A 17,297-nucleotide genomic window follows, 5' to 3' on the forward strand; every position below is an offset into this window, starting at 1 on the left:
CTCCCCCTCCCCGTGGCGCTGGAGAACCTGGCGCTCACCCCCTCCGACCTCCTCCAGGGCACCGACGAGCTCTCCGCCGTGCTCGAGGCCCACCCCGCCTACGGCTTCTGCCTCGACGTGGGGCACGCCCTGGTGGAGGGCAAGGACGGGCAGGCCAAGGCCTACCACCAGCGCTTCGCCCCCCGCCTCATCCACTGGCACCTGCACGACAACCACGGCGACCGCGACAGCCACCTGCCGGTGGGGCAGGGCCGTGTGGACTGGGCCTGGGTCAAGGAGCGGCTGCGCGGCTTCGGGGGCACGGTCGCGCTCGAGGTCACCGGGGGCCTCCGAGGCGTCGAGCAGAGCGTGGAATTGCTGCGCTCGCCCTGAAAATTCGCCAACCGTGACGGGCATTACAGCCTTTTGACAAGGGACATTTGACCTGCTGGCCTCTTCTACCCTTTGAACTGGAGTAGTGTCTGGGCGCGGCTCTTGGTAAGCTAGTGCGCAGTGCCCAGTCCCTCTCACCGCCCAAGGAGAGGAAGGCCAGGAGGATCCATTCATGCCTATCGAACGCATCGAGGTCTATCTCAACGACGCCAGCGAGCCCGTTCAGGTGCTCAAAGATCCCCCCTTCAAAGTCAAGATCGACACCCGCTCGCTGCCCGACGGCGAGCACACCTTGCGCATCGTCACCTACCACAAAGGCGGCGGACGCGAGGTGCAGGAGAAGCACTTCAAGGTCAAGAACCTCCCGGGCGTGATGCTGCAGGGCCTCGAGGACGGCAAGGAGGTCAGCGGCGACCTCGAGATGACCGTCCGCATAGGCGACCCCAACATCAAGCCGCCCCGCGAGCGCTTCCCCGGCTTGGCCGCCGCCGCCGTGACCGTGCTGCTGCTGCTGGGCATCTGGGGCTTCTTCGCCCTCACCGCCGTGCCCGACACCATCGTCGAGGAAGTGAGCAAGAACGCCGCGGCGGGCGGCGCGGGCCACGGTGAAGGCACCGCCGGCGCGGGCGAGGGCGCCACCGGCGGCGCGGTGAGCGCCGAGCTCATCAAGCAGGGCGAGGGCGTGTACCAGGCCAACTGCGCCGGCTGCCACCAGGCCAACGGCGCGGGGCTGCCCGGCGCCTTCCCGCCCCTCGCCAACAACCCCAACCTCTCCGACGCCAAGTACGTGACCGAGGTGGTCATCAAGGGCCTGCAGGGCAAGACCATCGAGGTCGGCGGCCAGACCTACACCGGCGCCATGCCCGGCTTCGCCCAGCTCTCCGACGAGGAAGTGGCCGCCGTCGCCACCTACGTCATGAACAGTTGGGGCAACAGCTTCGGCCCCGCCACCGTCGAAGACGCCAAGGCCCACCGCTGAGGAGGAGGTACGGGATGTACCGTAACGACACTGTAGTCCCCGCCTTCGCGATCATCTTCGCCGTCGCGCTGTTCTACATGGCCTACCTGGTCACCCAGCGCGTGGCCGCGCTCTCCGGGCACACCCCCGCCGAGCTCACGGTGGGCCAGATCGGGCTGATGGCCTTCGGGGCCGTGCTGTTCATGTACGGCTTCATCGGGCTGTTGTCCAACTGGCTCGAGGGCGCCGAGCTGCGCCCCGGCAAGCACGAGCCCGAGGCCAGCAGCGTGCCCGTGGTGGCCGGGGTGATCCTCTCGCTGGCCCTGGCCGCCGCTTCGGGTGTTTTCGTGCGCACCCTGGTGCTGGCCGCCAACAAGGAGGCCGAGTTCCCCCCGCCCACCTGGCTGCAGGGGGGCCTCTTCGCGGCGATGATGCTGATCATCGCGCTGCTGATCGCGATCTACAAGAAGTTCTTCATGGCCGAGGAAGTGCTCGCCGAGGACGAGAAGGGCGAGTTCCCTTGGTAAGGGAAGGGATGAGCAATGGCTGATCACGACCACGACACGCACGCGCACGGCCACGAGGCCGCGCTCGAGCCCGAGGCCCCCGAGGCCCACGCCACCCGGCGGGCGGTGCTGCAGGCCGCCATCGGGATGGGGGCCGGGGCGGCGGTGCTTTCGACGCTCTACGTAGGCGCGGGCCTGATCCCCAAGAAGGAGATCACCCCCGACCGCGAGCCCATCGCCCAGGGCGACGTGCTCGTCTACTCGCAGGGCCCCAAGCGGGGCCAGCCCATCAACCCGGCCGAGCTCAAGCCCGGCGCCGAGATGATCGTGGCCTACCCCATGAACCCCGAGAGCCAGGTGGTCAAGGGGGCCGAGCTCAAGAACACCCTGCTGGTCATGAAGCTCGACCCCGGCAACCTCGACGCCGAGACGGCCAAGCTCGCCGCCGACGGCGTGGTGGTCTACTCCGGGGTGTGCAAGCACCTGGGCTGCGTGGTGAGCAACTGGGTGGCCGACAAGCAGCTCATGCTCTGCCCCTGCCACGGCGCCCTGTACGACCCCAAGGAGAGCGGCAAAGCCCTGATCGTGGCCCCTAAGCCCCTGGGCCAGTTCCCCATCAAGCTGGAGAACGGCCGGATCGTCATCGCGGGCGAGCCCACCCGCCCCATCGGGGTGGAGGCCGCTACAGACGACGGCATCCGCCGGGTATAGGCTTGAGTCGACAGGAGGCTTGAATGTACCAGTGGCTCGATGAACGCCTCGACCTGAGCAGGCTCAACGCCAAATTCCTGCGCAAGGCATTCCCGGTGCACCACTCCTTCTTCCTCGGCGAGATCACCCTCTTCGCCTTCGTGGTGCTGGTGCTGACCGGGATCTTCCTCACCCTCAACTACGAACCCTCGACCCGCCCGGTCAAGATCGAGGGCTACAACGACCCTGTCCCCGCCGCCTACGCCTCGATCCTCTACATCGACTCGCTGCCCTTCGGCGCGGTGCTGCGCTCGCTGCACCACTGGTCGGCCCACATCATGATCGCGGCGGCCTTCTTGCACATGCTGCGCATCCACCTCACCGGGGCCTACAAGAAGCCGCGGGAGCTCAACTGGCTCATCGGCATCGTGCTGCTGGTGCTGGCGATCGTCACCGCCTTCACCGGCTACGCCCTGCCCTTCGACAACTACGCCCTCACCGCCACCGGCATCGGCTACCACATCGGCGAGGCCGCGCCCTGGCTGGGCAAGGCCATGTCGGCGATCCTCTTCGCGGGCGAGCTCGAGGCCTCCAACACCAAGACCATCCCGCGCCTGTTCTCCATCCACGTGCTGTGGCTGCCGCTGCTGCTCATCGCCATGATCGGCGCGCACCTGCTGTTGATGGTCAAGCAGAAGCACACCCAGCCCAAGTACGCCGAGAAGGTGGCCCCCGGCCGCATCCTGGGCGTGCCCGCGATGCCGCAGCAGGCGGTGATGATGGGCGTGCTCTTCCTGGTCTACGTCGCGGTGACCACCTTCATCGCCGGGGCCTTCCTGGCCCACCCGGTCGAGGCCTTCGGCCCGCCCACCCCCAACACCCCCAGTGTCAAGCCCGACTGGTACTTCATGTGGATCTACGGCATCCTGCAGATCCTGCCGCAGTGGGACCTCAAGATCCTGGGGGCCAACTTCGGGCCGCAGTTCGTGGGCGGCATCCTGGTGCCCACCCTCATCATCGTGGGCGCCATGGCTATCCCCTTCCTCGAGCCCCAGAAGGAGAAGCAGCGCTACCTCGAGCTGCCCAGCCAGCACCCCCGCCGCACCAGCTTCGTCCTGGCGATGCTGATGTTCTACATCATGGCCACCCTGGCGGGTTATAAGATCGACTTCCTCAACGCCAACCCCAACCTCAGCTCGGGCACGCTGATCGCCATCTTGTGGGTGCTGCTGATCGTGGCCCCGATCCTCACCTACGTCATCAGCTACATCCTGATGAAGGCCGCCTACCGCGGCCGCGAGGTGGAGCTCGAGTTCACCGGCCGCGCCTCCGCCGCCGACGACTGAGCCGCCGCAGTCTCCTGAACCTCCCCGTTCTCGGGGAGGTTTTCTTTGACTCCCGTCGGCCCCTGGATTATGCTTGGGGCAAAACACCGGAGGTTATTTATGAAACCACGCTTGGACCTGATCGGACTGGTGGTGCGCGACATGGGGGCCTCGCTCGAGTTCTACCGCCGCCTGGGCTTCGACTTCCCGCCCGGCGCCGAGGACGAGGGCCACGTCGAGGTGACCCTGCCCGGCGGGCTGCGCTTCGCCTGGGACAGCCTCGAGGTCATCCGGAGCTTCGACCCCGCCTACGAGTTCCACCCCCAGCACGCCGGGGCCTACCTCTGCGAGAGCCCCGCCGCGGTGGACGCGCTCTACCGCGAACTGCTCGAGGCCGGCTACCAGGGCCACAAAGCACCGTGGGACGCCTTCTGGGGCCAGCGCTACGCCGTGGTCAAGGACCCGGACGGGCACACGGTGGACCTGTTCGCGCCGTTGTGAGGGGGGTTGCGTGGTATGTCGGCGGTCGATAGCCGATGCCCAACGCGCGGCGCCGGTCGTACGTCCTACGTCGTACGCAGTACGCGAAACGCAAGACGCAAAACGCCTGGTTCCCCCCTTAGCAAGGGGGGCTGGGGGGATTTCCCTCTCCGGCGCCGGAGAGGGATTTACCATGAGCCCCCCTACACCGACGCCAGGTCGGCGAAGCGCTCCCTCAGGGCCTGCACGCCCACGCGGTGGCAGTAGTCGCCGAAGGCTTCGCCCTCGAGCCGCTCGTGCTTGTAGGCGGTGAGGAGGGGCTCGAGGCGGAGGGCGATCTCCTCGCGCTTGACGTTGTCGAGGTAGACCTGGCCCAGGCGGGTCCCCAGGTGGCTGCCGCCCAGGTAGACGGTGTAGGAGTTGAGGCTGCGGCCTACCAGGCCCACCTCGGCGCTGTAGGGGCGGGCGCAGCCGTTGGGGCAGCCGGTCATGCGGACGTGGGGGACGGGGCCGCCGTGGAGCTCGAGGCGCGCCAGCACCCCGTCGATCTCGCGGATCACCTCGGGCATCACCCGCTCGCTCTCGGTGATGGCGAGGCCGCAGGTGGGCAGCGCCGGGCAGGCCATGGCGCTCTGCACCGCCAGCGGGATGCTGCCGGGGAGCGCGACGCCGTGGTCGCGGAAGACGGCCTCGACGGCGGCCTGGTCGGCGGGGTCGAGGCCGGCGAAGAGGATGTTCTGCTGGGCGCTGAGGCGCACCTCGGGGGAAAAGCGCCGCACCACCTCGCGGATCGCCGCGCGCAGGTTCTCCTTCACCCGCCCGTTCTCCACGAACAGCCCGAAGAAGAGCTTGCCGTCGCCCTGCGCGTGCCAGCCGAGGTGGTCGTCGCCCGAGAGCCACGCCAGCGGCCGGGCCTCGGGCAGGGCGTAGCCCACGTAGCGCTCGACCTCGGCCTTGAAGCGCTCGAGGCCCCACGCCTCGACGAGGTACTTCATGCGGCTGAACTTGCGGTCGTCGCGGCGCCCGTGGTCGCGCTGCACCCTGACGACCGCCTCCACGACCTCGAAGAGCTGCCCGGGCGGCACGGTGGCGAGGGGCTTCGCCAGCACCGGGCGGGTGTCCTTGGCCCCGTGGCTCTGGCCGAGCCCGCCGCCCACCAGCAGGGTGAAGCCCTCGAGGCGCTCCCCCTCCACCACCGGCACGATGCCGACGTCCTGGGTGTACACGTCCACGCAGTTGTCGCCGGGGAAGGCGAAGCCGATCTTGAACTTGCGCGGCAGGTAGGTATCGCCGTAGAGGGGTTCGTGCTCCTCGAGGCTCGCCGCCTTCTCCCCGTCGAGCCAGATCTCGTAATAGGCGCGGCTTTTGGGCTTGAGCCGGTCGGAGAGCTCCTTGGCGTAGCGCATCAGCTCGGCGCGCTGGCGGTCGGCGAAGGGGGCCGGGCAGGCGACGACGTTGCGCACGACGTCGCCGCAGGCCGAGAGGGTGGTGAGGAGGTTGCGGTTGAGCACCTGCATCAGGGGCTTGAGGCCGCCCTTGCGCACGCCGTGGTACTGGATGGCCTGGCGGGTGGTGACGCGCAGCGTGGCGTTGCCCAGCTCGTCGGCCAGGCGGTCGAGGGCGAGGTACTGCTCGGGCGTGAGCACCCCTCCGGGGATCGCCACCCGGATCATGAAGGAGTAGTCGGGCCCCAGGCCCTGCGCCTTTCGCGCCTTGCGCACGTCGCGGTCGTCCTGCTGGTAGATGCCGTGGAACTTGAGGATCTGGTAGCCCTCTTCGCTGAAGTGGTCGGTGCCGTCGTGGAGCTCGGCGTCCACCGGCCCGCGCAGGCGGTTGCTGGCGATCTTGACGTGCTCGACTTTGGACAGCTTGGCTTCGGACATCGGCGGCTCCTAACGGCTCAGGCGTTGCTGGAACATGCGGAGCTGGAAGTACAGGAAGCAGCCCACGCAGACGCGGGTGGTCAGGCTGAGCAGGGCCAGCGCCGCGACCGCGAAGGCCAGGACCCAGCCCACGGCCCAGGCCTCGAGCCCGAACGCCAGCGTGGCAAGCCCCAGGAACACCGCGCCCACGGTACGGGCGAAGCGGTGGGGCCGGGGGTCCTCGTGGGTCAGGCGCGGCCGGACGCCGAGGCTCCGCTTGAGCCAGGCCAGGGCGTCGAAGCCCAGGTGGTGCGAGGCCATGAGCACGAACAGCAGCGCGACCGGCCAGGCCAGGCCCAGGGCGAAGGCCAGCGGGATCGTAGCCACCAGCAGCGACTGGTTGAAGCGGAGTTGGTTCTGATCGGTGAATTGAGCTTTTTCCATGGCTTCTCCTAGCTCGAGGCCGCCGTGACCGGCCGCGCGGCCCGCTCGAGGGCTTCGAGCCGCTCCCGCACCCGCACGACCTCCCCGATGACCCACACGGCGGGGGGTTGGACTGCGACCTCTCCCCTGGCCACCTCCCCCAGGGTGGCGGTCACCACCCGCTCCTCGGGGGTGGAGCCGTTCTCGACGAAGGCCACCGGCTCGTCGGCCCTGCGCCCGGCCCGGATCAGCCCGCGGGCGATGCGGGCCCGCTCCCCCACCCCCATCAGCACCACCAGGGTGTCGACGCGGGCGTAGGGGGCGGGGTCGGGCAGGGTTCCCCCCTGGGCGTGCCCCGGGAGCACCGCGAAGCCGCCGGCCACCCCGCGCAGGGTCAGGGGGATGCCGGCCAGCCCGGGCACGGCCAGCGAGGAGCTGACGCCGGGCACCAGCTCCACCCCGACGCCCTCGGCGGCCAGGGCCAGCCACTCCTCCGCGCCCCGGCCGTAGACCATGGGGTCGCCCCCCTTCAGCCGCGCCACCGTGCGCCCGGCCCGGGCGTGGCAGAGCAGCTGCTGGAAGATGAGCTGCTGCACCCTGTCCTGTTCGCCCAGTTCCTTGCCCACGTAAAGGAGCCGGGCCAGGGGGTTGACCAACTCCAGCACCGCCGGGCTGACCAGCCGGTCGTAGAGCACCACCTCGGCCTCCCGCAGCACCCGCAGCGCCTTGAGCGTCAGCAGCTCGGGGTCGCCGGGGCCCGCCCCCACCAGGTAGACCTTGCCCCTCACGGCGTCGCCTCCGACGCCGCTGCCGCTGCCGCTGCCGGTGCCGGTGCCGCTGCCAATGTGCTCTGCTCCTGCTCCTGCGGGCACCCCTGCGGGCACTCCTGCGGGGGCTGGGGAGGGTGGGGGGGATGCTGTTGACGCAAAGCCCGCAGCAGGACCTCCCGGGCGGCCTCGACCTCGCCCAGGGCCACCCGCTCCAGCGCGGGGCTGTCCACCATGCGGTACCAGGCGGCCCTGCGGGCCTCGAAGTCGTGGGGGTAGGCCCGCAAAACAAGGGGCCGGAAGGAGCGCAGCAGCCTCAGGTACTCCGCGTACTCCGGGCCGTACTCCCGCGCCAGCCGCTGCCTGATGCGCACCCCCAGCGCGGGGGCCGCCCCGCCGGTGGAGACCGCGACCACCAGGTCCCCTTGGCGGTGCGCCGCGGGCAGGATGAAGTCGCAGCGGGCGGGGTCGTCCACCGCGTTGAGCCAGACCCCCCGCTCCCGGGCCTCCTCGGCGACGGGCGCGTTGAGCGAGCGGTCGGGGGGGTGGGAGAAGACCAGCGCGAAGCCCGCCAGGTCCCCCCGCCGGTACCCCCGCCGCAGCCAGGTGAGGCTTCCCTCGAGCGCGAGGGCTTCCAGCCCGGGGTGCTCGCGGGGGGAGAGCAGCGTCACCCTGGCCCCCGCCTCCAGCAGGCCCCGCACCTTGGCCTCCGTCTCCCAGCCCCCGCCCACGAACAGCACGGGGCGGCCTCGGAGATCCAGCATCACCGGGTAATAGCTCATGACTCCACCTCCGCGAACTGCCGCAGCCGCTGGGGCTTGTAGTACAAGAGCGAGCCCTCCTGCAAGCCCAAGGCGGGCAGAAGGGCCCTGGGCAGTTCGATCTCGAGCAGCCCCCCGGATTCCGCCGACTCGACCTCCAGCCGTGCCACCGCCCCCACCAGGCGCAGGTGCTTGAGCACCCCTGGGCGGTAGCCCTCGGCGGGCCGGGGGGAGACCTCGAGCTCGTGGGGCCGGACGAAGCCGCCCGCGAGGGCGTTGGAACGCCCCAGGAAGTGGTACACGAAGGGCGTGGCTGGATGGTCGTAGACCTCCTCGGGGGTGCCGACCTGCTCGATGCGGCCCCGGTTGAACACCACCACCCGGTGGGCGATCTCCAGCGCCTCCTCCTGGTCGTGGGTGACGAAGACGCTGGTCAGGCCGATCTCGTCGTGCAGCTTGCGCAACCAGCGGCGCAGTTCCTCGCGCACCTTGGCGTCCAGCGCCCCGAAGGGCTCGTCCAAAAGCAGCACCTTGGGTTCGACCGCCAGGGCCCTCGCCAGCGCGACCCGCTGCCGCTGCCCGCCCGAGAGCTGCGAGGGGTAGCGTTGGGCGGCCCACTCGAGCTGCACCAGCCGCAAGAGTTCGTGGACCCTCGAGGCCAGCTCGCGCTTGCCCGGACGGCTGACCCTGGGGCGCACCTGCAGCCCGAAGGCCACGTTCTCGAAGACGGTCATGTGGCGAAAGAGGGCGTAGTGCTGGAACACGAAGCCCACCCGGCGCTCGCCCGGTGGGCGCAGGGTGGCGTCCTCGTCGTCGAACCAGATGAGGCCCGTGTCCGGGGTCTCGAGGCCCGCGATCACCCGCAAAAGCGTGGTTTTCCCCGAGCCGGAGGGCCCCAAGAGCGCGACGAGCTCACCGCTCTTGATGCTGAGGTTCACCCCCTCCAGGGCGGTGAAGTTGCCGAAGCGCTTGCTGAGGTTCTCAATCGAGATGTTCATGGCGGGTTCTCCAAGCGAGCAGGCTCTTGGCGAGCAGGGTGAAGAGGGCCAGCAGGGCCAAGAGCGAGGCCACCGCGAAGGCCGCGGCCGTCTGGTACTCGTTGTAGAGCATTTCCACGTGCAGGGGCATGGTGGTAGTGAGGCCCCGGATGTGCCCCGAAACCACCGCCACCGCGCCGAACTCGCCCATGGCCCGGGCGTTGCACATCACCACGCCGTACAAAAGCCCCCAGCGAATGTTGGGCAGGCTGACCCGCCAGAAGATCTGCCAGCCCGAGGCCCCCAGGGTGAGCGCCGCCTCTTCCTCCTCGCGGCCTTGGGCCTGCATCAGCGGGATGAGCTCGCGGGCCACGTAGGCGAAGGTGACGAAGGCCGTCGCCAGCACGATCCCCGGCAGGGCGAAGATGATCTTGATGTCGTGGGCCAAAAGCCACGGCCCCAAAAGGCCCTGCTGCCCGAACAACAAGACGTAGACCAGCCCCGAGATGACCGGCGAGACCGCCAGCGGAAGCTCGATGAGCGAAAGGAGGAGGCTGCGGCCAGGGAAGCGGTACTTGGCGATGGCCCAGGCCGCCGCGAGGCCGAAGAGGGTGTTGAGCGGGACCACGATGGCCACCACCGTGAGGGTCAGGCGGACCGCCGCCAGCGCGTCCGGCTCGGTGATGGCACCCAGGTACGGCCCCAGACCCCTGCGCAGCGCCTCGGCGAAGACCGTGATGAGAGGTAGGACCAGAAAGAGTGCCCCAAAGGACAGGGCCAGCCCGCCGAGCGCGAGCCGCACCCAATCCGGCTTGGCCGTCCTGCGGCGGGGGAGGGGCCTTTGGGAAAAGACCAGGCGGTCCATCCTTATCCCCCCTCCAGGCCCCGGCCCAGCCGGGCTTGCAGCAGGTTGAGCGCCAGCAGGAGCACCAGCGAGATCGCCAGCATGATCACCCCGATGGCCGCCGCCCCCGCGTAGTCGTACTGCTCGAGCCTCGTGACGATCAAAAGGGGCGCGATCTCGGTCTTGAAGGGCAGGTTGCCCGAGATGAACACCACCGAGCCGTACTCGCCGATGGTGCGGGCGAAGGCCAGGCTGAAGCCGGTGAGCAGGGCCGGGAGCAGCAGCGGGAGCATCACCCGCCAGAAGATCTGCCCCCGGCTCGCCCCCAACGTCAAAGCCGCCTCCTCGACCTCCTCGCCCAGTTCCTCCAGCACCGGCTGTACCGCGCGCACCACGAAGGGAATCCCGATGAAGACCAGCGCGACGAGGACACCCAGCCGGGTGTAGGCCGCCTTGAGGCCCAGAGGCTCCAAGAGCGAGCCCACCCAGCCCCCCGGAGCGAGCAGGGTGGTGAGGGTGATGCCCGCCACCGCCGTCGGCAGCGCGAAGGGAAGGTCTACCAAGGCGTCTACCAGGCGCTTGAAGGGAAACTCGTAGCGCACCAGCACCCAGGCCAAGAGCAGCCCGAAGGGCACGTTGATGAGCGAGGCCAAAGCGGCAGCGCCGAAGGAGAGCTGCAAGGCCGCCACCACCCGAGGCGAAAAGGCCAGGGCCACGAACTGCTCGAAGGACAGGCCAGTGGACTTCAGCACCAAAGCTCCCAGCGGGAGGAGCACGAGCAGGCTCAGATAGGCGAGGCTAAAGCCCAGCGACAGCCCGAAACCGGGCAGAACCGGGCGCGAGCGGCGGGCCGTCAGGGTCATCGGGGGCTCCTCTACTGGCCGGGCCGGTAAATCCGGTCGAATACCCCGCCGTCGTTGAAGAACTTGGCCTGGGCCTCGCGCCAACCGCCGTAGAGCTTGATGGTGAAGAGGGCGATCTTGGGGAACTTTTTGGCGTAGCGCTGGGCCACGCTCGGCAGGCGCGGGCGGTAGTGGTTCTTGGCGATGATCTCCTGGCCCTCCTGGCTGTAGAGGAACTGCAAGTAGGCCTGCGCGACGGCCAGGGTGCCCTTCTTCTGCACGGTGCGGTCCACCCAGGCCACCGGCGGCTCGGCCAGGATGCTCACCGAGGGGAGGACGATCTCGAGCTTATCGGCCCCGAACTCCTCCAAAGCCAGAAAGGCCTCGTTCTCCCAGGCCAAGAGCACGTCCCCGATGCCGCGCTCGGCGAAGGTGGTGAGCGAGCCACGGGCGCCCGAGTCCAGCACCGGCACGTTCTTGTACAGCGCCGCCACGAACTCCTGGGCACGCGCCTCGCTGCCGAAGCGGCGCTGGGCGTAGCCCCAGGCCGCCAGGAAGGCCCACCGCGCCCCGCCGGAGGTCTTGGGGTTGGGGGCGATGACCGAGATGCCCGGCTTGATCAGGTCGTTCCAGTCCTTGATGCCCTTGGGGTTGCCCTTGCGCACCAGGAAGACGATGGTCGAGGTGTAGGGGCTGCTGTTGAAGGGCAGGCGGCCCTGCCAACCCGCCGCCAGCAGGCCCTTGTCCGCCAGGACGTCGATGTCGTAGGCCAAAGCCAGCGTCACCACGTCGGCCTCGAGGCCGTCGATCACGCTCCGGGCCTGCCGGGCCGAGCCGCCGTGAGACATGTTGATCGTCAGGTTCTGCCCGGTGCGCTCCTTCCAGTACCGGGCGAAAGCGGCGTTGATCTGGGCGTACAGCTCGCGGGTGGGGTCGTAGGAGACGTTGAGGAGGGTGAGGTTCTGGGCTAGGCCCAGGCTCGAGGCGGCCAGGAGGCTCAGGACGAGGGTCAGAAGGAATCGGTACACGGGGGTCTCCGGGGAAAAGGGGCAAGAGGGCCTAAGCGGGCTGGGCTTCCTGGTAGGCCGTCCGCAGCACCTCGGCCACCTCGGGGCGGGTGAACTCCGGCGGCAGCGGCGCGCCCGAGCGCAGCAGCTCGCGCACGCGGGTCCCCGAGAGGACCAGGTGGTGCGCGGCGTCGTGCGGGCAGGTGCGCGGGGAGACGATGGAGCCGCAGGTGCGGCAGTAGAAGGTGTGCTCGAACTTGAGGATTTGAATGCCGATCTCCTCGGGGCGGAAGGCCCCGAAGATCTCCTGCGCGTCGTAGGGGCCGTAGTAGCTGCCCACGCCCGCGTGGTCGCGCCCCACGATGAAGTGGGTGCAGCCGTAGTTCTTGCGGCTGATGGCGTGCAGCACGGCCTCGCGCGGCCCGGCGTAGCGCATGGCCGCCGGGTAGACCCCCAGCAGCACCCGATCCTTGGGGTAGTAGCGCTCGAGCAGCACCCCGTACGCCGCCATCCGCACCCGCGCGGGCACGTCGTCCGGCTTGGTCGCGCCGACCAGGGGGTTGAGGAACAACCCGTCGACGTGCTCGAGCGCCACCTTGTGCAGGTACTCGTGGGCGCGGTGGATGGGGTTGCGGGTCTGGAAGGCCACCACCGTCCCCCAGCCGCGCTCGTGGAAGATCCGGCGGGTCTCGAGGGGGGTGTAGTGGTGCTCGGGGAACTCCCCGCGCGGCAGGCGCAGCAGGCTCACCCGCCCGGCCAGGTTGACCTCCCCCTGGGCCAGCAGCGCGGCCACGCCGGGGTGGGCGGGGTCGGCGGTGCGGTAGACCTCGAGGGCCTCCTCGCGGCGGTCGGGGCGGTACTGCTCCACGACCTCCAGCAGCCCCACCGTCTCGCCGCCCCGCGTCAGGCGCACCGTGCCCCGGTACTGCCGGGCCTCGCCGGCGGGCACGCTCAGGGTGATGGGGAGGCTCCAGGGCAGGCCGTTCGCCAGGCGCATGTGCTCGACCACCCCCCGGTAATCGGCCTCGCCCAGGAAGCCCTCGAGCGGGGAGTAGACGCCCGTGGCGATGAGCTCGAGGTCGGCGTACCCCCGCTCACAGAGCTCGAGCGCGGGGAGGTGGGCGTACTCGCGGGGGTCGGCCTGCACCAGGCGGTTCACCAGGACGCCCCCGTGCGGCGCGACGCCCTTGTGGCTCCAGCGGCTCACGGGCGAACCTCCCCAAAGCTTTTGTAAACAAGATTTATCAACTTTTCCATAACGGTAAGGCCTCGGTCTCGCGTTTGTCGGCTCAAACCCCGTGAAGAGCGCCCTAAAGCGCCTTCTCCCCCACCCAAAGCCCGCACTCGGCCTTGCCCTTGCCGTCCCAGCGGCCCGCCCGCGCGTCCTCGCCGGGGCGCACCGCCCGGGTACACGGCCAGCAGCCGATGCTCAGGAAGCCCGACCAGTACAGCGGGTTGACGGGCAGGTCGTGCGCCCGGGCGTAGGCCTCGAGCCGCTCGCGGCCCCAGTAGGCCAGCGGGTTGACGCGCAGCCGCTCGCCGGGCTCGAGGAAGCCGAGGGCGGCGCGGGTGGAGGCCTGGTCGCGGCTGCGGGCGTTCAGCAGGGCGCGGGGCTGCTTGAGCGCGAGGTAGTCCCGCAGGGGCGCCACCTTGCGCGCGGCGCAGCAGCCGTCGGGGTCGGAGCGGTAGCGCTCCTCGCCCCAGGGCTCCTCGTCCAGGGCGGCGCTCAGGGTGACGAAGCGCATCCCGGGGTAGCGCGCCTCGAGGCGCTCGCGGGTCTGCAGCGTCTCGGGGAAGTGGTAGCCGGTGTCCACGAACACCACCTCGCCGGCGTAGCCCGCCCGGGCCGCCAGGTCGATGAGCACCACGCCGTTGAGGTTGAACCCGCTGGGCATCAGCAGGTCGGGGTACTCCTCCAGCGCCCACCGGATGACGACCAGGGGGTCGGTCTGCGCGTCCCAGGCGCCGGGGGTCGTCTTCATGCCCTCACCCGCGCCTCGATCCCCAGGCGCTCGAGCGCCCCCAGCAGCCGCTCGAGGCTCTCCTGGAGGCTGAGCCGGTCGGTCCTCAGGTGCAGGTCGGGGTTCAAGGGGGGCTCGTAGGGGTCGGAAATCCCGGTGAAGTTGGCGATCTCCCCCCTCAGGGCCCGGGCGTACAGCCCCTTCACGTCGCGCCGCGCCAGCACCTCCAGCGGCGCGTCCACGAAGACCTCGAGCTTGCGCGGCGCCTGCGCGAGCACCTCCTCGCGGGTGGCCCGGTAGGGGCTGATCGCGCTCACCAGCACGATCACGCCGTGCTTGGCGAGCAGGTTGGCCACGAAGCCGATGCGCCGGACGTTGGCGTCGCGGTCCTCGCGGCTGAAGCCCAGCCCCTTCGACAGGTGCTCGCGCACCGCGTCGCCGTCGAGGTGCTCGACCTTCTGGCCCGCCTCGTAGAGGTGGACCTCGAGGGCCCTCGCCAGCGTGGTCTTGCCCGCGCCGGAGAGCCCGGTGAACCAGATCACCGCCCCGCTCATGCCTCCGCCCACCCCGTGTAGCTGTCGAGCAGCACCCGCCAGGCGTTGCGGGCCGCCACGTCGGCCGTCAGCGCCGCCACCGCCAGCACCCAGGCCGGGAAGCCGGGGTGGTGCAGCAGCACCTCCTGATCGCCGGCGCGGGCCAGAACCTGTGCGGCCGAGAAGCCCATCTCGACCGCGTGCGCCTGCCCCCCGAGGTCGAGGGTGCCCGAGGCCCGGTCGCCGGAGAACTCGAGCACCGCCTGCGCCCCCCGGTCCGGGCCCACCAGCCGCAGCCGAAGGCGGCTGCCCTCGAGCTGCGCGTGCAAGGTGAGGACGCGCCCGCTGCTCGCCACCGAGCCCAAGAGCTGGCCGGCGAAGGCCTCGAGGTACACGTTCTCCCCGAAGATCGCCCCGCCCAGCCGCCCGGCCAGCCGCCGCCCGTCCCAGCTAAGCTGCACCCGGTAGCCCATCCCCGGGCGCCGCACCTCGCCCCACACGCGGTCGCCGCCGGCGAGCCCCTCCGGGCGGGCGGGTTGTTGCTTTGGCTTATGGACCGATTCGAACTCGTGCAGACCCACGGTGTGCCCCCATGAACGAAGATCCCAGGTGCCGATGGCCAGCGAAAGAGCTGGAGCGACGACAGCGCCCGGGACACGAAAGCACGCGCGGGTTAGGGTTCATGGCAACTTGCTTCGACACGAAGACCTCCTCATCTTTCCCGGGCTTTGTCCGGTGCCCGGGCCGGAATTGGCACCTACGCAGAGACGCTTCAGCTTGCCGGCTGAAAGCCCCTACAGGTTGCCGCAGCTTCACAGGGCCGTTCCCTCCGCTGCTCTGGATAAGACCTGGGGTGGTGTTGCACCCGTCCCGGCTCGAGCCGGGATGGAAGGTAGGCTAGCATAAGTGACAAAACTTGTAAACAAGTGGGATGGTCGGACGTCTAACGCCGGGCGCGGGTCGTACGTCGGATGCGGGTCGTACGTCGTACGTCGTACGTCGTACGCAAGACGCCTTGTTGCCCCCCTTAGCAAGGGGGGTTGGGGGGGATAAACCCTCCCCGCCTGCGGGAGGGACGGGGTGGGGTGAACCACGAGCCACGGGCTGACGGCAAAGGACCGGGGCGAGTACCCCGGTCCTTGGGCCTTTCGCGCTGTAGGGCCTAGAAGTTCAAGCGGCTGAGGTTGGCGCGGATGGTCTCGTTCTCGCCGCTGCGCAGGTTGACCTCGGTGACGAAGGCGCGGTAGCCGGGGGCGATGAGCACGACCTGGTGACGGCCGGGGTCCACCTCGAAGCGCACGCTGCCGCCGGAGCCGACGGTGCCGACCTCACGGCCGTCGACGAAGACCCGGGCCTCGACGTTGCTCGAGACGGTCAGTTGGGCGCGCAGCGGGGCGAGCTGGGCGTTGATGCGGGTCTCCTGGTTGCGGTCAACGCGCACGGTGGTGCGGTAGTCGGCGTGGCCGGGGAGGCTGACGCGCAGGTCGTAGGTGCCCTCGTTGAGCTGCACCGAGTAGGGGGTGCGGCCCACGCGCTGGTTGTTGATGTAGACGTCGGCGCCGCTGGGGTTGGAGGTCACGTTGAGCACGCCGGTGCGCCGCTGGGCGTTGAGGCCAGCGTTGACCGAGGTGGTCTGGCCGGGGTTGATCACGACCGAGGTGCGGAAGACGTCGTAGCCGTCGAGCCGCAGTTCCACGTCGGCGCGGCCGGGGTTGAGGCTGACGCTGATAGGGGTGTTGCCCACCAGGCGGCCGTCGATGAAGACCTGGGCGCCTTGGGGGCTGGAGTTCACCACCAGGGTGCCGGTGGCCGGGCGGGGGCGCTCGAGGGTGGCGTTGATGCTGATGACCTGCCCGAGCCCCACGTTGACCGAGGTGCGGTAGGTGTCGTAACCGGCCAGGCGCAGCTCGATGTCGTGGCGGCCCGGCTGCACGCTGACGGAGATGGGGGTGTTGCCCACCAGCCGCCCGTCCACGAAGACCTGGGCGCCCTGGGGGTTGGACGTGACGTTGAGGGTGCCGGTGACGGGCTGGGGCTGCGGCTGGCTACGGCCGACGGTGAAGAAGGTGACGTCGGTGACCCACTCCTGGTCGGGGATGGGGTCAACGACGATGGCGATGGCACGGCCTAAGGCGTCGGCGCCCCGCACCAGCGGGCGCAGGCTCGAGTCGATGATGCTGCCGACGTTGAGCGGGCGCTTGCTGGCGAGCGCGAGCACCCGGTGCTGGCCCTCGGGGCCGTCGATGGTGAACTCGTAACGAGCCCCCACGGGCGGGAAGCGGCGGGTCTCGCCGGCACGCAGGAAGTTGTCGCGGTCGTAGGGGTTGGGCAGGATGGGCGAGATCTCCCCGTTGGGGTAGACCCCGAACAAGTAGACGTAGGCGTCCTGGTTCACCGAGACGTTGACCACGATCTTCTCGCCGATCTGGTAGACGGGGTTGGCACGCCCGGCGGGGTCACGGTCCACGCCGACTTGCACCTGCAGCTCAGTAGGTACGGGGTTGACGACGATGTTCTGAGGGCTGAGTTGGGGCTCGGCGTGGGCTACAAGCCCCAGACCCAGCATTAACAGCGCTATAGCACGCTTCATCTGCTCACCTCCGAGCATAGCCTAGGGCACCTTTCTTCAACTTCATGAGAATGGCGTCATCCGGGGTTTAAGTCACGCCCTGTTTCATCCCACGCTCATCGGATTCTTCACCCAACTCATAGCTTCCCCAGGGTAAGCCCACCTTGGGCGCGGCGGGCCGCTGGGGTAAGGTAGGGGCCATGGCCGTGCTGGAGATTTCCGCCGACGACCAGTACCTCGTGGCGACCGGCGACACGCCGCTGCTGGAGATCTGGAGCGCCCTCCCCCCGGGGCTCTACCCCCCCTTCCCGCCGGTGGAGCTGCCGGGCGGGCTGGGGGGGTTGCTGGAGAGGGGAGGCTTCGGGCAGAACTTCTTCTTCGCCGCCGAGGTGCTGGGCCTGGAGCTCCGCACCCCCAAGG

19 protein-coding genes, 1 pseudogene and 1 riboswitch are annotated in these 17,297 nt (G+C 69.6%); of the genes and pseudogenes, 7 read left to right on the forward strand and 13 right to left on the reverse strand.

Translation table 11 applies throughout. The features are described 5' to 3' along the window. From Mterra_RS10255 to Mterra_RS10280, 6 genes are all read left to right on the forward strand, one after another. Positions 1 to 372: sugar phosphate isomerase/epimerase family protein (locus tag Mterra_RS10255; RefSeq protein WP_147372675.1), on the forward strand; the 372-nt coding region annotated here is incomplete at its 5' end. A 172-nt stretch (positions 373 to 544) separates the two neighbouring features. Beyond that, on the forward strand, positions 545 to 1,351 hold the full coding sequence (locus Mterra_RS10260) for a c-type cytochrome (protein ID WP_119315116.1): 807 nt from the start codon (positions 545 to 547) through the stop codon (positions 1,349 to 1,351). Between the two features lie 14 nt (positions 1,352 to 1,365). Continuing rightward, positions 1,366 to 1,857 carry a cytochrome C gene (locus Mterra_RS10265; RefSeq protein ID WP_119315117.1) on the forward strand — a complete coding sequence of 164 codons (492 nt, stop codon included), beginning with the start codon at positions 1,366 to 1,368 and terminating at the stop codon, positions 1,855 to 1,857. Positions 1,858 to 1,872: 15 nt separating this feature from the next. Continuing rightward, positions 1,873 to 2,547 carry a QcrA and Rieske domain-containing protein gene (locus tag Mterra_RS10270; protein ID WP_119315118.1) on the forward strand — a complete coding sequence of 225 codons (675 nt, stop codon included), beginning with the start codon at positions 1,873 to 1,875 and terminating at the stop codon, positions 2,545 to 2,547. A 23-nt stretch (positions 2,548 to 2,570) separates the two neighbouring features. Further along, positions 2,571 to 3,872: a cytochrome b gene (locus Mterra_RS10275; RefSeq protein WP_119315119.1), complete on the forward strand. Its 1,302-nt coding sequence runs from the start codon at positions 2,571 to 2,573 to the stop codon at positions 3,870 to 3,872. A 99-nt stretch (positions 3,873 to 3,971) separates the two neighbouring features. Further along, positions 3,972 to 4,352: a VOC family protein gene (locus tag Mterra_RS10280; RefSeq protein ID WP_119315120.1), complete on the forward strand. Its 381-nt coding sequence runs from the start codon at positions 3,972 to 3,974 to the stop codon at positions 4,350 to 4,352. 182 nt (positions 4,353 to 4,534) lie between these two features. On the opposite strand, the gene Mterra_RS10285 is transcribed toward Mterra_RS10280, so the two are convergent. The 13 genes from Mterra_RS10285 to Mterra_RS10345 all read right to left on the reverse strand — a co-directional run bounded on the left by Mterra_RS10285 (position 4,535) and on the right by Mterra_RS10345 (position 16,898). After that, positions 4,535 to 6,214, reverse strand: a complete 1,680-nt coding sequence (locus Mterra_RS10285) for an NADPH-dependent assimilatory sulfite reductase hemoprotein subunit (RefSeq protein ID WP_119315121.1) — start codon at positions 6,212 to 6,214, stop codon at positions 4,535 to 4,537. Between the two features lie 9 nt (positions 6,215 to 6,223). After that, the gene (locus tag Mterra_RS10290; protein WP_119315122.1) at positions 6,224 to 6,637 is read right to left on the reverse strand and encodes a DUF4395 domain-containing protein; all 414 of its coding nucleotides are present in this window, start codon (positions 6,635 to 6,637) and stop codon (positions 6,224 to 6,226) included. An 8-nt stretch (positions 6,638 to 6,645) separates the two neighbouring features. Continuing rightward, positions 6,646 to 7,404, reverse strand: coding sequence for a uroporphyrinogen-III C-methyltransferase (gene cobA / locus Mterra_RS10295; protein ID WP_119315123.1), 759 nt, complete (start codon positions 7,402 to 7,404; stop codon positions 6,646 to 6,648). After that, on the reverse strand, positions 7,401 to 8,165 hold the full coding sequence (locus tag Mterra_RS10300; RefSeq protein ID WP_245971592.1) for a precorrin-2 dehydrogenase/sirohydrochlorin ferrochelatase family protein: 765 nt from the start codon (positions 8,163 to 8,165) through the stop codon (positions 7,401 to 7,403). Before Mterra_RS10300 ends, cobA begins: the two co-directional genes overlap by 4 nt. Next, entirely contained in the window at positions 8,162 to 9,142 is a 981-nt protein-coding gene (locus tag Mterra_RS10305) for a sulfate/molybdate ABC transporter ATP-binding protein (protein ID WP_119315124.1), read from the reverse strand. Before Mterra_RS10305 ends, Mterra_RS10300 begins: the two co-directional genes overlap by 4 nt. Further along, positions 9,126 to 9,986 (reverse strand): sulfate ABC transporter permease subunit CysW, encoded by an 861-nt coding sequence (gene cysW, locus Mterra_RS10310; protein ID WP_119315125.1) that lies wholly within the window; start codon positions 9,984 to 9,986, stop codon positions 9,126 to 9,128. The genes Mterra_RS10305 and cysW overlap by 17 nt, the downstream gene beginning before the upstream one ends. Before the next feature lie 2 nt (positions 9,987 to 9,988). Continuing rightward, positions 9,989 to 10,828 (reverse strand): sulfate ABC transporter permease subunit CysT, encoded by an 840-nt coding sequence (gene cysT, locus Mterra_RS10315; RefSeq protein ID WP_119315126.1) that lies wholly within the window; start codon positions 10,826 to 10,828, stop codon positions 9,989 to 9,991. A gap of 11 nt (positions 10,829 to 10,839) precedes the next feature. Continuing rightward, positions 10,840 to 11,835: a sulfate ABC transporter substrate-binding protein gene (locus Mterra_RS10320; RefSeq protein ID WP_119315127.1), complete on the reverse strand. Its 996-nt coding sequence runs from the start codon at positions 11,833 to 11,835 to the stop codon at positions 10,840 to 10,842. 31 nt (positions 11,836 to 11,866) lie between these two features. Then, the gene (sat, locus tag Mterra_RS10325) at positions 11,867 to 13,021 is read right to left on the reverse strand and encodes a sulfate adenylyltransferase (protein ID WP_119315128.1); all 1,155 of its coding nucleotides are present in this window, start codon (positions 13,019 to 13,021) and stop codon (positions 11,867 to 11,869) included. A 103-nt stretch (positions 13,022 to 13,124) separates the two neighbouring features. Beyond that, positions 13,125 to 13,796, reverse strand: coding sequence for a phosphoadenylyl-sulfate reductase (locus tag Mterra_RS10330; protein WP_119315129.1), 672 nt, complete (start codon positions 13,794 to 13,796; stop codon positions 13,125 to 13,127). Continuing rightward, on the reverse strand, positions 13,793 to 14,329 hold the full coding sequence (cysC, locus tag Mterra_RS10335) for an adenylyl-sulfate kinase (RefSeq protein ID WP_119315130.1): 537 nt from the start codon (positions 14,327 to 14,329) through the stop codon (positions 13,793 to 13,795). The genes Mterra_RS10330 and cysC overlap by 4 nt, the downstream gene beginning before the upstream one ends. After that, complete coding sequence (locus tag Mterra_RS10340; RefSeq protein ID WP_119315131.1) at positions 14,326 to 14,889, reverse strand: hypothetical protein; 564 nt, start codon at positions 14,887 to 14,889, stop codon at positions 14,326 to 14,328. The genes cysC and Mterra_RS10340 overlap by 4 nt, the downstream gene beginning before the upstream one ends. Before the next feature lie 128 nt (positions 14,890 to 15,017). Further along, a riboswitch (SAM riboswitch) is annotated at positions 15,018 to 15,156 on the reverse strand. 314 nt (positions 15,157 to 15,470) lie between these two features. After that, entirely contained in the window at positions 15,471 to 16,898 is a 1,428-nt protein-coding gene (locus tag Mterra_RS10345; protein ID WP_245971593.1) for a PEGA domain-containing protein, read from the reverse strand. Positions 16,899 to 17,077: 179 nt separating this feature from the next. Between Mterra_RS10345 and Mterra_RS10350 the strand changes: the two are divergent. Further along, positions 17,078 to 17,297, forward strand: a pseudogene (locus tag Mterra_RS10350) (FAD-binding oxidoreductase); the annotation flags it as partial.

It is taken from the genome of Calidithermus terrae (assembly GCF_003574345.1).
Lineage (GTDB): Bacteria > Deinococcota > Deinococci > Deinococcales > Thermaceae > Calidithermus > Calidithermus chliarophilus.

Excerpts from the sequence above, each read along its gene's own strand:
- Mterra_RS10260 (WP_119315116.1), top strand. The coding sequence starts at position 545 with ATGCCTATCGAACGCATCGAGGTCTATCTCAACGACGCCAGCGAGCCC.
- Mterra_RS10265 (WP_119315117.1), top strand. The coding sequence starts at position 1,366 with ATGTACCGTAACGACACTGTAGTCCCCGCCTTCGCGATCATCTTCGCC.
- Mterra_RS10270 (WP_119315118.1), top strand. The coding sequence starts at position 1,873 with ATGGCTGATCACGACCACGACACGCACGCGCACGGCCACGAGGCCGCG.
- Mterra_RS10275 (WP_119315119.1), top strand. The coding sequence starts at position 2,571 with ATGTACCAGTGGCTCGATGAACGCCTCGACCTGAGCAGGCTCAACGCC.
- Mterra_RS10280 (WP_119315120.1), top strand. The coding sequence starts at position 3,972 with ATGAAACCACGCTTGGACCTGATCGGACTGGTGGTGCGCGACATGGGG.
- Mterra_RS10285 (WP_119315121.1), bottom strand. The coding sequence starts at position 6,214 with ATGTCCGAAGCCAAGCTGTCCAAAGTCGAGCACGTCAAGATCGCCAGC.
- Mterra_RS10290 (WP_119315122.1), bottom strand. The coding sequence starts at position 6,637 with ATGGAAAAAGCTCAATTCACCGATCAGAACCAACTCCGCTTCAACCAG.
- Mterra_RS10300 (WP_245971592.1), bottom strand. The coding sequence starts at position 8,165 with ATGAGCTATTACCCGGTGATGCTGGATCTCCGAGGCCGCCCCGTGCTG.
- Mterra_RS10305 (WP_119315124.1), bottom strand. The coding sequence starts at position 9,142 with ATGAACATCTCGATTGAGAACCTCAGCAAGCGCTTCGGCAACTTCACC.
- cysW (WP_119315125.1), bottom strand. The coding sequence starts at position 9,986 with ATGGACCGCCTGGTCTTTTCCCAAAGGCCCCTCCCCCGCCGCAGGACG.
- cysT (WP_119315126.1), bottom strand. The coding sequence starts at position 10,828 with ATGACCCTGACGGCCCGCCGCTCGCGCCCGGTTCTGCCCGGTTTCGGG.
- Mterra_RS10330 (WP_119315129.1), bottom strand. The coding sequence starts at position 13,796 with ATGAAGACGACCCCCGGCGCCTGGGACGCGCAGACCGACCCCCTGGTC.
- cysC (WP_119315130.1), bottom strand. The coding sequence starts at position 14,329 with ATGAGCGGGGCGGTGATCTGGTTCACCGGGCTCTCCGGCGCGGGCAAG.
- Mterra_RS10345 (WP_245971593.1), bottom strand. The coding sequence starts at position 16,898 with ATGAAGCGTGCTATAGCGCTGTTAATGCTGGGTCTGGGGCTTGTAGCC.